Source organism: Pantoea sp. ABR1s (assembly GCF_057812235.1).
Genome location: NZ_CM173823.1, coordinates 2337678 through 2352752 on the forward strand (window position 1 = coordinate 2337678; position 15075 = coordinate 2352752).

Annotated in this window: 19 protein-coding genes and 1 other annotated feature; of the genes, 10 read left to right on the forward strand and 9 right to left on the reverse strand. The window is 54.0% G+C overall.

What is annotated here, in order from left to right:
- Positions 1-10: 10 nt before the first annotated feature.
- From pheS to ACXKZD_RS11005, 7 genes are all read right to left on the reverse strand, one after another.
- Complete coding sequence (gene pheS / locus ACXKZD_RS10975; RefSeq protein ID WP_010245680.1) at positions 11-994, reverse strand: phenylalanine--tRNA ligase subunit alpha; 984 nt, start codon at positions 992-994, stop codon at positions 11-13.
- A gap of 71 nt (positions 995-1065) precedes the next feature.
- Positions 1066-1191, reverse strand: a sequence feature (Phe leader region).
- Positions 1142-1186, reverse strand: a complete 45-nt coding sequence (gene pheM, locus ACXKZD_RS10980; RefSeq protein ID WP_106120997.1) for a pheST operon leader peptide PheM — start codon at positions 1184-1186, stop codon at positions 1142-1144. Its footprint overlaps the feature before it by 45 nt.
- 117 nt (positions 1192-1308) lie before the next feature.
- Positions 1309-1665, reverse strand: a complete 357-nt coding sequence (gene rplT / locus ACXKZD_RS10985) for a 50S ribosomal protein L20 (protein WP_003853267.1) — start codon at positions 1663-1665, stop codon at positions 1309-1311.
- A gap of 42 nt (positions 1666-1707) precedes the next feature.
- Positions 1708-1905, reverse strand: a complete 198-nt coding sequence (gene rpmI / locus ACXKZD_RS10990) for a 50S ribosomal protein L35 (RefSeq protein ID WP_010245683.1) — start codon at positions 1903-1905, stop codon at positions 1708-1710.
- 99 nt (positions 1906-2004) lie between these two features.
- Entirely contained in the window at positions 2005-2556 is a 552-nt protein-coding gene (gene infC / locus ACXKZD_RS10995; protein WP_029519030.1) for a translation initiation factor IF-3, read from the reverse strand.
- Positions 2557-2559: 3 nt separating this feature from the next.
- Entirely contained in the window at positions 2560-4488 is a 1929-nt protein-coding gene (gene thrS, locus ACXKZD_RS11000) for a threonine--tRNA ligase (RefSeq protein ID WP_010245687.1), read from the reverse strand.
- A 246-nt stretch (positions 4489-4734) separates the two neighbouring features.
- Positions 4735-5496, reverse strand: a complete 762-nt coding sequence (locus tag ACXKZD_RS11005; protein ID WP_010245689.1) for a DUF481 domain-containing protein — start codon at positions 5494-5496, stop codon at positions 4735-4737.
- 350 nt (positions 5497-5846) lie between these two features.
- Here ACXKZD_RS11005 and ghoS point away from each other — a divergent pair, with 350 nt between their 5' ends.
- Complete coding sequence (gene ghoS / locus ACXKZD_RS11010; RefSeq protein ID WP_033757474.1) at positions 5847-6164, forward strand: type V toxin-antitoxin system endoribonuclease antitoxin GhoS; 318 nt, start codon at positions 5847-5849, stop codon at positions 6162-6164.
- A gap of 78 nt (positions 6165-6242) precedes the next feature.
- Positions 6243-7136, forward strand: a complete 894-nt coding sequence (locus tag ACXKZD_RS11015; RefSeq protein ID WP_010670024.1) for a fructosamine kinase family protein — start codon at positions 6243-6245, stop codon at positions 7134-7136.
- Positions 7137-7148: 12 nt separating this feature from the next.
- On the opposite strand, the gene ACXKZD_RS11020 is transcribed toward ACXKZD_RS11015, so the two are convergent.
- On the reverse strand, positions 7149-7685 hold the full coding sequence (locus ACXKZD_RS11020) for a YniB family protein (protein WP_010245694.1): 537 nt from the start codon (positions 7683-7685) through the stop codon (positions 7149-7151).
- A gap of 146 nt (positions 7686-7831) precedes the next feature.
- Here ACXKZD_RS11020 and hxpB point away from each other — a divergent pair, with 146 nt between their 5' ends.
- From hxpB to ACXKZD_RS11050, 6 genes are all read left to right on the forward strand, one after another.
- The gene (gene hxpB / locus ACXKZD_RS11025; protein ID WP_157351989.1) at positions 7832-8500 is read left to right on the forward strand and encodes a hexitol phosphatase HxpB; all 669 of its coding nucleotides are present in this window, start codon (positions 7832-7834) and stop codon (positions 8498-8500) included.
- Between the two features lie 173 nt (positions 8501-8673).
- The gene (kduI, locus tag ACXKZD_RS11030) at positions 8674-9510 is read left to right on the forward strand and encodes a 5-dehydro-4-deoxy-D-glucuronate isomerase (RefSeq protein ID WP_010670022.1); all 837 of its coding nucleotides are present in this window, start codon (positions 8674-8676) and stop codon (positions 9508-9510) included.
- Positions 9511-9526: 16 nt separating this feature from the next.
- Complete coding sequence (gene kduD / locus ACXKZD_RS11035) at positions 9527-10288, forward strand: 2-dehydro-3-deoxy-D-gluconate 5-dehydrogenase KduD (protein WP_010245706.1); 762 nt, start codon at positions 9527-9529, stop codon at positions 10286-10288.
- A gap of 140 nt (positions 10289-10428) precedes the next feature.
- Entirely contained in the window at positions 10429-11019 is a 591-nt protein-coding gene (locus ACXKZD_RS11040; RefSeq protein WP_010245708.1) for a metal-dependent hydrolase, read from the forward strand.
- A gap of 151 nt (positions 11020-11170) precedes the next feature.
- On the forward strand, positions 11171-12562 hold the full coding sequence (locus tag ACXKZD_RS11045; protein ID WP_488981601.1) for an L-cystine transporter: 1392 nt from the start codon (positions 11171-11173) through the stop codon (positions 12560-12562).
- A 188-nt stretch (positions 12563-12750) separates the two neighbouring features.
- Entirely contained in the window at positions 12751-13143 is a 393-nt protein-coding gene (locus tag ACXKZD_RS11050) for a DUF6515 family protein (protein ID WP_033757987.1), read from the forward strand.
- Positions 13144-13209: 66 nt separating this feature from the next.
- Here the strand turns inward: ACXKZD_RS11050 and osmE are convergent, their stop codons facing one another.
- Positions 13210-13545 carry an osmotically-inducible lipoprotein OsmE gene (gene osmE, locus ACXKZD_RS11055; RefSeq protein ID WP_010245718.1) on the reverse strand — a complete coding sequence of 112 codons (336 nt, stop codon included), beginning with the start codon at positions 13543-13545 and terminating at the stop codon, positions 13210-13212.
- A gap of 49 nt (positions 13546-13594) precedes the next feature.
- Between osmE and ACXKZD_RS11060 the strand changes: the two genes are divergently transcribed.
- Positions 13595-13801: a hypothetical protein gene (locus ACXKZD_RS11060; RefSeq protein WP_488981602.1), complete on the forward strand. Its 207-nt coding sequence runs from the start codon at positions 13595-13597 to the stop codon at positions 13799-13801.
- 46 nt (positions 13802-13847) lie between these two features.
- Positions 13848-15050: a multidrug effflux MFS transporter gene (locus ACXKZD_RS11065; protein ID WP_033757466.1), complete on the forward strand. Its 1203-nt coding sequence runs from the start codon at positions 13848-13850 to the stop codon at positions 15048-15050.
- The last annotated feature ends 25 nt before the right edge of the window (positions 15051-15075 follow it).

Consider the following 15075-nt stretch of genomic DNA (forward strand, 5'->3'; position numbering starts at 1 on the left):
TATCCTGCCCTTACTTAAATTGTTTGAGGAAACGTAAATCATTTTCAAAGAAGGCACGCAGATCGGTCACGCCGTAGCGCAACATGGTCAGACGCTCCATGCCCATACCAAAGGCGAAACCGGAGTAGACTTCCGGATCGATGCCGACATTACGCAGCACGTTAGGGTGAACCATGCCGCAACCCAGCACTTCCAGCCACTTGCCGTTTTTACCCATGACGTCTACTTCTGCTGATGGCTCAGTAAACGGGAAATAGGAAGGACGGAAACGAATCTGCAGATCTTCTTCGAAGAAGTTGTTCAGGAAATCGTGCAGCGTGCCTTTCAGGTTGGTAAAGCTGATATTTTTATCCACAATCAGCCCTTCCATCTGATGGAACATCGGGGTATGGGTCTGATCGTAATCGTTACGGTAGACGCGGCCCGGCGCAATAATGCGAATCGGCGGCTGCTGAGCCTTCATGGTACGGATCTGCACGCCGGACGTCTGGGTACGCAGCAGGCGCGTGGCGTCAAACCAGAAGGTGTCGTGATCGGCACGGGCCGGGTGATGGGCAGGAATATTCAGCGCATCGAAGTTATGGTAATCATCTTCAATTTCTGGACCGGTTACGACGCCAAAGCCTAACTCACCAAAGAAGGTCTCAATGCGATCCATGGTGCGGGTTACCGGATGCAGGCCGCCATTCTCAATGCGACGGCCAGGCAGAGAGACATCAATGGTCTCTTCAGCCAGACGGGCATTCAGCACCGCAGCTTCCAGGGCATCTTTGCGCGCATTCAGACGCTCGGTGACCTGCTGCTTCGCTTCATTGATTACCGCACCCGCTGCCGGGCGCTCTTCGGCTGGCAGCTCGCGTAACGTAGTCATCTGCAGTGTCAGATGTCCTTTCTTACCCAGGTATTCGACGCGCACCGCGTCAAGGGCGGCGATATCCGTCGCCCCGTCGATGGCCGCCGTGGCGCTGGCCACCAGTTCTGCGAGTTGGGACATAGTTTCCTCTTTTTCCAGTCAGGCTGGTCAGTTCTCGTTGGGACCTGCCGGTCCAATATGCTAGCGCCAGAAACAAAAAAGCCTCCACGAGGGAGGCTTTTAGCGCGATTTTTCGTTTCTTTTCTTATGCGCAAAAGCCCCTGGATGTCAGGCGCTAAAGTAAAAAAAGAAACGGAAAATAGCAGCGTTCATGCTTGCGGTTACCTTGTCATGCGATACAGGGAGTCTATTGAAATGCTCAGCGACGAAAATGTCAATCTTTTGCGTAAGTTACAGGCAATAAAAAAGGGAGCAAGCTCCCTTTTCCATCTGACTTACGCCAGGGCTGATTTCGCTTTTTCGACCAGTGCAGAGAATGCCACTTTATCGAATACCGCGATGTCGGCCAGGATCTTACGGTCAATCTCAATGGCTGCTTTTTTCAGACCATTGATGAAACGGCTGTAAGACATGCCGTTCTGACGAGCCGCTGCGTTGATACGCGCGATCCACAGCTGACGGAACTGACGCTTACGTTGACGACGGTCACGGTAAGCATACTGACCAGCTTTGATAACAGCCTGGAAGGCAACGCGGTAAACACGTGAACGTGCACCGTAATAGCCTTTAGCTTGTTTTAAGATTTTTTTGTGACGTGCGCGAGCAACTACACCACGTTTTACACGAGCCATTTAGCTCTCCTGTTTAATATTCTGATTTAATGAAAAAATTACTTATGCGTACGGCAGGCAGGCAATTACCAGACCCAGATCGCCTTTTGACACCATGCCTTTAGGGCGCAGGTGACGTTTACGCTTAGTAGATTTTTTGGTCAGAATATGACGCAGGTTTGCGTGTTTACGCTTGAAGCCGCCAGAAGCGGTCTTGCGGAAGCGCTTAGCCGCACCACGTACAGTTTTAATCTTTGGCATTTTAAAAATATCCACTTCGCATTGTTAATAACATGACCCAGACAGGCGAACAGTTAACCGCACAGCGCGAACGCTGCGCGGTTAGTGTTACTTGAAAGCCTACTGTTTCTTCTTAGGAGCGAGCACCATGATCATCTGGCGGCCTTCGATCTTCGAAGGGAAGGATTCGACAATGGCCAAATCCAGATCTTCACACAGGTCTTTACGGACACGGTTAAGCACTTCCATACCGATCTGCTGGTGCGCCATCTCACGACCGCGGAAACGCAGCGTGATTTTGGCTTTATCGCCTTCTTCCAGAAAGCGAATCAGGTTGCGTAGTTTGACCTGATAGTCGCCATCATCGGTTCCAGGACGGAATTTGATTTCCTTAACCTGAATAACTTTTTGCTTCTTCTTCTGTTCCTTAGAAGATTTGCTTTTTTCATAGAGGAACTTGCCGTAATCCATGATGCGGCAGACCGGCGGTTCGGCATTCGGGCTGATTTCGACTAAGTCGCCGCCCGCTTCCTCGGCTTTTTCCAAAGCTTCGCGTAATGTGACAATGCCAATCGGCTCGCCATCCATGCCTGTTAAGCGCACTTCAGTTGCGCGGATTTCACTGTTGATTTTGTTCGGACGCGTCGGTAGTACTCGTTTTCCGCCTTTAATACTTTATTCCTCCAATTGTTGAAGATTTCGGCTGCGAATCTCTTGTTGAAGTTTCTCAACAAACACATCGACATCCATCGACCCAAGGTCTTTACCACGGCGGGTGCGAACGGCAACTTTGCCAGATTCCACCTCTTTATCACCGCAGACCAACATATAAGGGACGCGACGTAATGTGTGCTCGCGGATTTTAAAGCCTATCTTCTCATTTCTCAAGTCTGCCTTCACACGAATGCCAGCATTCTGCAGCTTACGCGTCAAAGACTCAACATATTCTGCTTGTCCGTCGGTAATATTCATTACCACGACTTGCAGCGGTGCCAGCCAGGTTGGGAAGAAACCGGCGAATTCTTCGGTCAGAATACCGATGAAACGCTCCATTGACCCCAGAATCGCACGGTGAATCATCACTGGCGTCTGACGATCATTGTTTTCACCCACGTAGGTTGCTTCAAGGCGTTTTGGCAGGGAGAAGTCTAGCTGAACTGTTCCGCACTGCCAGGCGCGATCAAGACAATCGTACAAAGTAAACTCAATTTTAGGACCGTAGAACGCGCCTTCGCCTGGCTGGAACTCAAACTCAATATTGTTTTCGTTCAGCGCCGCAGCCAGATCTTCCTCGGCACGATCCCACATCTCATCCGTACCGATGCGCTTCTCAGGACGGGTGGATAACTTCACCACAATCTTTTCAAAACCGAAGGTGCTGTACATGTCATAAACCATGCGGATACAGCTGTTCACTTCGTCACGCACCTGCTCTTCAGTACAGAAGACGTGTGCATCATCCTGGGTAAAGCCACGAACACGCATCAGGCCGTGCAGTGCGCCTGAGGGTTCATTACGGTGACAGCTGCCGAACTCTGCCATACGCAGCGGCAGGTCACGGTAGGATTTCAGACCCTGATTAAAGATCTGAACATGCCCAGGACAGTTCATCGGTTTGATGCAATATTCACGGTTCTCAGATGAGGTGGTGAACATTGCTTCTTTATAGTTTTCCCAGTGCCCGGTTTTTTCCCACAGGACGCGATCCATCATGAATGGACCTTTAACTTCCTGGTACTGGTACTCTTTTAACTTGCTGCGGACAAACACTTCCAGTTCGCGGAAGATGGTCCAGCCGTCATTATGCCAGAAGACCATGCCTGGTGCTTCTTCCTGCATGTGGTAGAGATCCAGCTGCTTACCAATCTTACGATGGTCACGCTTCGCCGCCTCTTCCAGACGCTGCAGATAGGCTGCCAGCTGCTTTTTGTCTGCCCATGCGGTGCCATAAATACGCTGCAGCATTTTGTTGTTGCTGTCGCCGCGCCAGTAGGCACCGGAGATCTTCTGCAGTTTAAAATGATGGCAGAACCGCATGTTCGGCACGTGCGGACCGCGGCACATGTCGACATATTCTTCGTGATGATACAGGCCAGGCTTATCGTCATGGCTGATGTTTTCATCAAGAATGGTGGTCTTGTAAATTTCGCCGCGCGCCGCAAAGACGTCGCGAGCTTCCTGCCAGCTGACCTTCTTCTTCACCACATCGTAGTTGGTTTCAGCCAACTGATGCATGCGTTTTTCCAGCAGGTCGATATCTTCCTGGGTCAGGGTACGATCGATGTCGACATCATAATAGAAGCCGTTATCGATGACCGGGCCAATCGCCATTTTGGTATCCGGCCACAGCTGTTTAATCGCATGCCCTAACAGGTGCGCACAGGAGTGACGGATGATTTCCAGACCCGCTTCATCTTTAGCGGTAATGATCGCTACGGCGGCATCTTCAGTGATGGGATCAACAGCATCAACCAGTTCACCGTTAACACGGCCAGCGATACAGGCTTTCGCCAGACCAGGACCGATGTCCAGCGCAATATCCATCACACTGACAGGGCGGTCAAACACGCGCTGGCTGCCATCAGGAAGCGTAATTACAGGCATTTCATATCCTTATTTGCAGTGGTAAGCCACACGAAAGCCTACATGCAACGTAATGTAAAATTAGTGACCCGGCGTGATATCAGACCCACATTGTCGGAATGTCGCCAGGATTTCAGTGCGGGGCCGATGATAGCAGTTTTCCCCAGCGAGAAAAACCCATGCCTTTTTCGCTAAGCCCTGGAGAAATCAAAAAAAAGCGGCCTGACACACTGTCAGGCCGCTGTGAATGCTGCTGCAAAAATGCGCTTACATAGCGTAAGAGAGCATGATTGAGGTTTTGGTATCGGTGCGATCAGGCGCAGATTCCGCCGGATTGTTGTTCCAGCTGACGTTGTAAGCCAGCTTCAGCGCGAAGTGGCTGTTGATCGCCACCTGCAGACCGGTTTCGGAGTTCACCGTGGTGTCTTCTCCAAAGCTGCTCAGCACTGACACGCCCTGAATAAATTTAGTGGTGTCGGTCAGCTGCCACTGATAGCTGACTGCGCCATAGCCCAGCGCTTTGGTCTGATGACCACCCGCATGATAATCGTCATAACGTACACCCGGACCCAATTCCGCACGCAGCGAGTGCACCGGTCCATTCAGAATCTGACGACCGTAACCGGCTGTCAGCACGTCGCGTGAATCGTAACCATTGAAACGATCGCTTAACCAGCTCGCCTGTCCAAACAGGTAGTCATACGAGTTGAGGTTGTAACGTGAACGACCACCGATGTTGTAAGTTTCAGAAGAGCGCTCATCGTTTGACGAGGTGTTGGCTGCGTTACCCCACAAGCTGTAAGCCATAGATGACTGATACCAGGTCATATTGGTCTGAGCCGTCATTGATGAACTGGTGGTGTTACCGGTTTGCGCCAGATATCCCGCAGCAGCAGAACCTTCAAACGGCTTTTTAGCTGTTGAAGGGTCATCCATTGACGTAAATACGGCGTTATCGGCCATTGCCTGGTGACAAAAAGCTCCGGCGGAGAGCAAAAGAACAGCAGACAGCTTGTTATAGGCTTTCATTAAATGTGATCCGTGCGACTGTTTAAAAAACGGAGAGTCTGAAGCGTTTTGCCGGGCATTCAATGCAATTTACGGTAAGTTTTGTAAAAAATTATTAACTTACACAAAATGCCTGGAATCGCCCTGACAACCCCTGTTAATTGGGACTCATCTTATTAACGTCGCGCATTATAGTGCTGCCCAAACGAAAAGCCAGACGCAACGGCAGAAGATTTTTACGTTATGCTGCTGGCTCCTGACACGAATTTACGCTATGCATCACGTCACACACGCAGCATCTCCTTCATAATTCGCCTGATTTTTCACCATGGTCTACGCTCAGTTCAGTTTCCCTTCCCCGGAGGTGCCTCATGAGCAACACCTTAACCCGCTATATCGTGACCTTTCACTATCAGGAGTCGGGCTTAAGTGACATCCTGGAACTGACCAGCGCAATGACCGCCGCAGGTTTCACGACCACGATGACAGATGACGACGGCCATCCACATGAACTCGGTACGAACAGCTATGGCATCGTCAGCACGCTGGAGGCTGAGGAGCTGCGGCGGCAGGTCACTGCGGCCGGTGAAAGCGCGCTGGGCCAGGAACCCGAGGTGACCGTCACGACCTTCGAAGAGTATCTGCGCGATGCTGCCGATCATCGCCCTGCCACCTCAGCGCCAGAATAAAGGGTGCAATTGCGCGGTTTTTGGTGAATATTTACGCAATACAATCGAACTTACGCAGCGAATAACGAGGATAGCCCAATGTGGTCAGCCATTAGTCGTCTGTTAAGCGAGCAGTTAGGCAACGCCGAAATCACTCAACGTCACGCCCTCGCGGGGGGTGATATCCATCCCACCTGGCAGATCCGCTACGGTGATCACGACGTCTTCGTCAAAAGTAACAGCCGCGATATGCTGTCGCTCTTTACCTGGGAAGCAGACCAGCTGGATTTGCTGGCGCGCACCGGCACGGTTCGGGTGCCTAAAGTCTATGGTGTGGGTCATCATCGCGAGGAGAGCTTTCTGCTGCTGGAATATATCAGGCCACAGCCGCTTGATGAGCAGAGTGCATATCAGCTCGGTCAGCAACTGGCGCATCTGCATCAGTGGAGCGAGCAGACGCAGTTCGGCCTCGATTTCGACAATAACATCACCACGACGCCCCAACCCAACAGCTGGCTGCGCCGCTGGTCGGTTTTTTTTGCTGAACAGCGCATTGGCTGGCAGCTGCAACTGGCGGCAGAAAAGGGAATTCAGTACGGGGATACAGAGCTGATCGTTGCCTGCGTGCAGCGGGTGCTCGCGTCACATCATCCGCAGCCGTCGCTGCTGCATGGCGATCTCTGGCCGGCTAACTGCGCCAGCAGTGAGAGTGGCCCCTGGCTGTTCGACCCTGCCTGCTACTGGGGCGACCGTGAGTGCGATTTAGCCATGCTGAGCTGGTACCCTGACCTGCCTCGCCAGATTTACGACGGTTATCAATCGGTGTGGCCGCTACCGGATGGTTTTTCGCAGCGTCTGCCGGTCTACCAGCTCTATTATCTGCTCAACCGGGCTAACGTCTTTGGCGGGCACTGGCCAGGCGATGCACAGTTCGCCATTGGCCAGTTGCTGGATGAGGATGCGCTGGGCGCCAGTCAGGCCAGACCGGCCTGACAAAGCTCGCGGTCAGATAAAGCCCAGCAGCGACAGCGCAAAATAACCGGCTATCGCAATCACCACCGGCAGGACATAGAGCGGGAAGATCTGCAGGAAGATGGTGTGGCGAGGTACGCGCACCTTCTCTTCCAGTTGCTGACGGCTACGCCCTTCACTGCCTTTTGCCTGCTCCAGAATCATCTGATCCTCAATGCCTTCTTTGACGTGACGCGCCTGACGTCCCATCCGCGCGCCTGACGACTCCAGCGCCAGCCCGACAAAAATCAGAATGTAGATCAGCCAGAAACCCAGGTTCATCTGACCGTTAAATTCCGGTACTGGCGAGTTATGCCAGAAGACATTCAGGAATGGCGTGTTAAAGCGCAGCATATCGACGATGACGTGGACGAAATCGAGCATGACGGCATCAATGCCTGGCTGCTTTTCGCTATGCTTAAACATAAAGCTCAATACAGAAATAATGGTCGACAGCAGCGCCACTAAAAAGAGCACCCAGCCTGCCACTCGCTTGAGGATGGCAATACGGCCAGCCTGTTGATAGGTCATAATATCTCCTGAACCCGGAATCCAATTTGCCGTCAGTTTACCTGCCAACGGTGAAATTTCCCAAATAAAGCGTGGCCTGTCGGGCAGAGCGTGCGCCAGCAAAGAATGATGTTAAGGTAAAGCTGACTTTAAAAGGAGACCCCCTGATGCCTTATCACCGCCCTGTCCTTGCCGCCCTGTTTGATATGGATGGCTTACTGATCGATTCTGAGCCTCTGTGGGATCAGGCTGAGCTGGATATCTTTTCAACGCTGGATGTTGACCTGTCACGTCGCAGTGAAATGCCCGATACCCTGGGTCTGCGCATCGATCAGACTGTACGGATGTGGTACGAAACGCTGCCCTGGCATGGCCCCTCTCAGCAGGAGGTCACTGAGCGGATTATTACGCGCGCCATGACGCTGGTGGATCAGACGCGGCCACTGCTGCCGGGCGTGGAAACGGCGCTGCAACTGTGCCGGGAACAGGGGCTGAAAATCGGCCTTGCCTCAGCATCACCGCTAAAGATGCTGGAACAGGTGCTGGAGATCTTCAATCTGCGCCCTTATTTCGACGTACTGGCTTCAGCAGAAGCGCTGCCCTACAGCAAGCCCCATCCCCAGGTCTATCTCAACGCCGCCGCCAGCCTTGCGATCGATCCGCTCAACTGCGTCACGCTGGAAGATTCGTTTAACGGCATGATCGCCACCAAAGCAGCGCGTATGCGATCGATTGTGGTGCCCGCCGCTGAACACCGTGCCGATCCCCGCTGGGCGCTGGCGGATGTCCGGCTGGACAATCTGACCCAGCTTAGCCTGCAGCATCTGCAGGGATAATATCAGCCCGCTTATGGCGGGCTTTTTATTGCCTGTTGCACCTGTCACTTGATCTGACCCGCAAAAAATAAAACAACGTTTCATTTTTATTGAATTCCCATCCCGCTCTGCCTAAGATGCCAAAAGCGTCCCCGTTTGGGGCATGAATAACCTGACCTGCAGAGAGGCCTGAGATGGACGTTCGTCAAAGCATTCACAGCGATCACGCTAAGCAACTCGACACTGAAGCACTGCGCCGCGAGTTCCTGATTGAGAAGATATTTACTGCCGATGATTACACCCTGACCTACAGCCATATCGACCGCATCATTATTGGCGGCGTCATGCCGGTGAATAATCCGGTCACTATCGGTGATGAGATGGGAAAACAGCTGGGCGTCGCTTATTTTCTTGAACGCCGCGAGCTGGGCATGATCAATATTGGCGGCCCGGGTCTGGTAGAAGTTGACGGTAAAGCGTGGGAAATCGGTCACGAAGAGGCACTTTACATCGGCAAAGGTGCGCGCAACCTGCAGTTCCGCAGCCTGAACCCTGCGCAGCCGGCCAAATTCTATTACAACAGTGCGCCAGCACACAGCACCTTCCCGGACAAGAAAATCACGCTGCAGGAAGCCGCCACCGCGACGCTGGGTGATGCCGCGACATCCAATCGCCGCACCATTAACAAATTTATCGTGCCGGATGTGTTGCCCACCTGTCAGCTCACCATGGGCTTAACCAAACTGGATGAAGGCAGCCTGTGGAACACCATGCCCTGCCACACCCACGAACGCCGCATGGAAGTCTATTTCTACTTCGATATGAGCGAAGAGTGCGCCGTCTTCCACATGATGGGGCAACCGCAGCAAACCCGCCATCTGCTGGTACACAACGAGCAGGCGGTGATCTCACCCAGCTGGTCAATTCACGCCGGTGTCGGCACCCAGCGTTACACCTTTATCTGGGGCATGGTGGGTGAGAATCAGGTCTTTGATGACATGGACCACGTCAAAATCAGTGAACTGCGCTGAGCAGAGGAGAAATACCATGGTACTGAGTACGTTTAACCTGGAAGGTAAAGTCGCGCTGGTGACCGGCTGTAATACCGGTTTAGGGCAAGGTATGGCGCTGGGTCTGGCCCAGGCGGGTTGTGATATCGTCGGCGTTAACCGTGATGGCCCGGATGATACCCAAAGTAAAGTGGAGGCGCTGGGTCGCCGGTTCTGGCCGGTGCAGGCCGATCTGATGCAGACCAGCGTGGTGGCCTCAGTGGTTGAACAGGCGCTGGCCGCTGCCGGTAAAATTGACATTCTGGTCAACAATGCCGGCATTATCCGCCGTGAGGACGCACTGAATTTCAGTGAGCAGGATTGGGATGACGTGATGAATCTTAACAGCAAGAGCCTGTTTTTCCTGTCGCAGCAGGTTGCCCGTCAGTTTATCGCGCAGGGTAATGGCGGCAAGATCATCAATATCGCCTCCATGCTCTCCTTCCAGGGCGGTATCCGGGTGCCCTCTTATACGGCGTCGAAAAGTGCCGTGATGGGACTGACCCGTCTGATGGCGAACGAGTGGGCAAAACATGGCATTAACGTCAATGCCATCGCTCCCGGTTACATGGCCACCAACAATACGGAACAGCTTCGTAATGATGAGTCGCGTAGTGAAGAGATTCTGGGCCGTATTCCGGCAGGCCGCTGGGGCGTGCCGGATGACATGATGGGCCCGGTAGTCTTCCTGGCCTCTTCCGCGTCTGACTACGTGAATGGCTACACCCTGGCGGTGGATGGCGGCTGGCTGGCGCGTTAATCTTACTGGCGGACAGTGTTTCATCGCTGTCCGCCTTGTTAATAATATTCATGCTTCGTTACAGCGTCACATGTTCTCATTTACTGGATAAATCCCTATACTGGATGCATCGACAGTTTTCTTTGCAACCAGGTTCTATCATGACGGGCGAAGGCCACATCATTTTTGCCATTGCCAGCGCTATCTTTGCGAAGCGTGCTGAGCTGACACCGGTGCTGGCGCAGGCCGACTGGTGGCATCTTGTCCCCTCAGCGCTGCTGACATGTCTGTTGCCCGATATCGATCACCCTAAATCTCTGCTGGGACAGCGACTACGCTGGCTCTCTCATCCTATTGCGCGCGCGTTCGGCCATCGCGGCTTTACCCACAGTTTGCTGGCGATAGCCGCCGGTTTGTGGCTTTTTCAGATAAACCTGCCCCAGTCGTCGCCGATACCGCCTGATGTCCTGCAGGGTCTGACGCTGGGCTACCTTAGCCATATTGTGGCCGATATGCTGACGCCTGCCGGGGTTCCGCTGCTGTGGCCCTGCCGCTGGCGTTTCCGGCTGCCGATTCTGCGCAGCCAGAAAGGCAACCAGCTTGAGCGGGCATTGTGCCTGGGACTGGTGGGATATGCGCTCTGGTTTCCGGTGGGCATGCCATCTTTTGGTGCAAACGGCTGGCCGTCACAGCTGTTCGATACGCTACAAAATGGCGTCGGACGGTTGATTTCCAGTCATACTGCGCAATAAATCAGCACAAAACGCCTTTAAGTTATAAACCATGCCATTTGGATATAAGGCACCCTCTTCGCCTGCTGTTACCATTCCTGCTGTCTTAATTCGTGATTAACATTATGCGGCCTTTCCAGAGCGAAAGGCCGCATTACTCTGGAGTTTCAGTATGGACCTTCCTCTTACGCTTAATATCGTAGCCTTTGTGGTGCTGCTGGTATTGCTCTCTCGCTTCAGCCGTCAGAACTGGAGCCTGTCGAAAAAAGTGCTGACCGGTCTGGTAATCGGCGTACTGTTCGGCCTGGTTTTGCAGTTGATCTACGGCGAAAACAGCGCAGTGGTCAAAGAGTCTATCAGCTGGTTTAACATCGTCGGTAATGGCTATGTCCAGTTGCTGCAGATGGTCGTAATGCCGCTGGTGTTCGTTTCCATTCTGAGTGCGGTTGCCCGTCTGCATAACGCCTCGTCGCTGGGAAAAATCAGCGTACTGACGATTGGCGTACTGCTGTTTACCACCGCGATCTCGGCGCTGGTCGGCGTCTTCGTGACCGGCCTGTTTGGCCTGAGCGCTGAAGGTCTGGTTCAGGGCGTGCAGGAGACTGCGCGTCTCAGTGCGATCCAGAGCAACTATGTCGGCAAAGTGGCTGACCTGACCGTGCCGCAACTGGTGCTCTCCTTTATCCCGAAAAACCCGTTTGCCGATCTGACCGGAGCCAGTCCGACCTCGATTATCAGCGTCGTCATCTTCGCCGCCTTCCTGGGCGTGGCTGCACTGCAGATGCTGAAAGATGATGAAGTTAAAGGTCAGCGCGTGCTGGTCGCGATCGATACGCTGCAGTCCTGGGTCATGAAGCTGGTGCGTTTAGTGATGAAGCTGACGCCTTATGGTGTGCTGGCGCTGATGACCAAAGTGGTTGCCGGTTCTAACCTGCAGGACATCATCAAGCTGGGCAGCTTTGTGGTCGCCTCTTACCTCGGTCTGGCCATCATGTTTGGTGTCCACGCCCTGCTGCTGTCGGTAAATGGTATCAACCCGATGCGCTTCTTCCGTAAAGTGTGGCCGGTTATTACCTTCGCCTTTACCAGCCGCTCCAGCGCAGCCAGCATTCCGCTGAGCGTGGAAACCCAGACCCGTCGTCTTGGCGTGCCTGAGTCGATTGCCAGCTTCGCGGCCTCTTTTGGTGCCACTATCGGCCAGAACGGCTGTGCCGGTCTCTATCCAACCATGCTGGCAGTGATGGTTGCGCCAACCGTCGGGATCAACCCGTTTGACCCGCTGTGGATTGCGACGCTGGTCGGGATCGTGACGCTGAGCTCAGCAGGCGTTGCCGGTGTCGGCGGTGGTGCAACCTTCGCGGCGCTGATTGTCCTGCCTGCGATGGGCCTGCCGGTCACCCTGGTGGCGCTGCTGATCTCCATTGAGCCGCTGATCGATATGGGTCGTACAGCCCTGAACGTCAACGGTTCCATGACCGCCGGTTCTCTCACCAGTCGCTGGTTAGGTCTGACCGATAAGCGCGTCCTGGAAAGCGACGACAACGCCGAACTGGCGCACCGCTAATCTGCTTTGAACCTGGCGCGCCCGCGCCAGGTTATTCCCGCCCTTCTTCTCCATAATCTCCCCCATTAATGGCAACGCCGTTAAGAAAGCGTTAAGCATGGTAAACAGGCGAAAAATCGCCGCTTTAGTGCTTGTCTTTGCCGGGTAAAAAGCGAATTCTGCATCCAGTCTTATGAGGAGAACACATGATGAAAAAGATAATCGCCTCGCTTCTGACGCTGACGCTTTTGACACCCGCTCTGGCTTTCGCCCATCCTGGCGACTGGGGGCCGCCGGGTGGATGGGATCGCCATGGCGGCCACGGGCCACACTGGGGCGGACCCGGGCCGGTGCGCTTTTTGCCTGAAGCCGCAACCGCGGTGCTGATAGGCGGACTGACCTACTATCTGCTCAACGGCAATTATTATCAGCGTCACGGCGATGAGTATGTAGTGGCAGAGCCGCCTGCAGAGTCGCGGGTCAGCAGTGAAATGCGGGTACTCGACTTTAACGGCAAACGCTTCTATGTGCAGGCTGGCCACTTCTACCAGCGGCAGATAGATGGCGACTATGTTGAGGTGCCGCGCCCGGCAGGTTTGTAGTCAGCGCCACAACGAAAAACGGCCCGTCATAATGACGGGCCGTTTGCTATTCAGGGGTGCTATGAGTTACTGCTGAACCTGCGGATCGGTGTCATATTCCGCACAGCTCTGGAAGCCGTAGTTCATGACACGGCCGGTGTCGTTATAGCTCACGAAGTAAGTCTGAGCTTTACCGTCGCGCTGACCCAGCACATAAGTCTGGCAGGTGCCGCGCGCGTGAACCATGGTGATTTCAGTAGAAGGCGTACCGGCGATCTGACGAACCTGATCACGGGTCATACCCTTTTTAACATCCTTTACCACTGGCTTAGTCACGTAGCTTTCCGCACGATCGTAAGTCGTACAACCAGACAGTGCAGCCAGCGTCAGCGCCGCAGCGATACATCCCATCACTTTATTCATCTTGTTGTTCCTCATTTATTGTCCATGTGGAAACAAGCCTGGAACATAAATGCTGATTTATCAAGTTTATGACGAACAATTAGTGGCCTGTCAAATGTCAGGATTTCGTAAAGAAAGCTGTTTTGCTGTCAACGCAGACGTATACTGCCCGGCAAAACAGGCACCCGATAGCGCCCCGTTTTCAGAGACCACACCGTCATCCGCGCAGTCGCAGATTGGCGTAAATGTCACGTTACCGGCCGCTGTTTTTCACTGACTTACCCGCTTTCTGTTTACCCCATCGCTGACAATCCCGAGGATAAATGACCCCTGTACACTCCAATCGCCTGGTTTATGCCATTACGCTGGGCCTGCTGGCCGCACTGGGCCCGCTCTGCATCGACCTCTATCTGCCTGCGCTGCCACAAATGGCCCAGGATCTGCACACTGAAACCGCTACCGCGCAGCTGAGTCTGACCGCCGGACTGTTAGGTCTCGGCTTTGGCCAGCTGCTCTTTGGCCCGATGAGTGATAAGTTCGGCCGCCTGCGCCCGCTGACCCTGTCACTGGTGTTGCTGTTTATCGCCTCGATGGGCTGTGCGCTGGCGCAGGATATTAACCAGCTGCTGCTGGCGCGGCTGTTCGAAGGGTTAGCAGGTGCGGGCGGTGCGGTGCTGTCACGGGCAATTGCACGCGATATGTACAGCGGCCATGAGCTGACGCGATTCTTCGCTCTGCTGATGCTGGTCAACGGTCTGGCACCGATCGGTGCACCGGTATTAGGCGGCGTGCTGATGACGATTTTAAACTGGCGCGGCATCTTCATGGTGCTGGGCGGCATTGCCATTCTGCTGATCCTGCTGGCGCGCTGGAAGCTGCATGAAACCCTGCCTGAGGCACGCCGCAGTAAAGGATCAATATTCTCCGCCTACGCGGCATTGGGTCAGGTGATTACCCATCGCCCCTTCATGGGCTTCTGCCTGACCCAGGGATTTATGATGTCCGGCATGTTCGCCTACATCGGTGCCTCGCCGTTCGTGCTGCAGCAACTCTATGGTCTTTCCCCCCAGGCCTTTAGCTTCTGCTTTGCGGCCAACGGGTTTGGCCTGGTGATTGCTTCACAGACCAGCGCCCGCCTCTGTCCATTGTGGGGCGAATATCGGGTGCTGAAAGGCGGACTGACGCTGGCCTTTGTCGCCTCCAGTCTGCTGCTGCTGGCCGCGCTGCTGCATGCTCCCTTAGCGCTGCTGCTGGTGGCACTGTTCTTTACCATTGCCAGCAACGGCGTTATCGCTACCACCGCCTCGTCCCTGGCGATGCAGAGTCAGGGCCATCGCGCTGGCAGCGCCTCCGCGGTGATTGGCGTCACGATGTTCACGCTGGGTGCGATTACCGTGCCGATTACCGGCATCGGTGGCACCTCGGTGCTGAGCATGTGCGCCACCATTTTTGGCTGCTTTATGACGGCGATTCTGATGTTTACCGTGCTGGCGAAAAAACCGCTGCCGCAGGTAAAAACTCACTGATTTCGCAACGTTTCATGGTAATCAG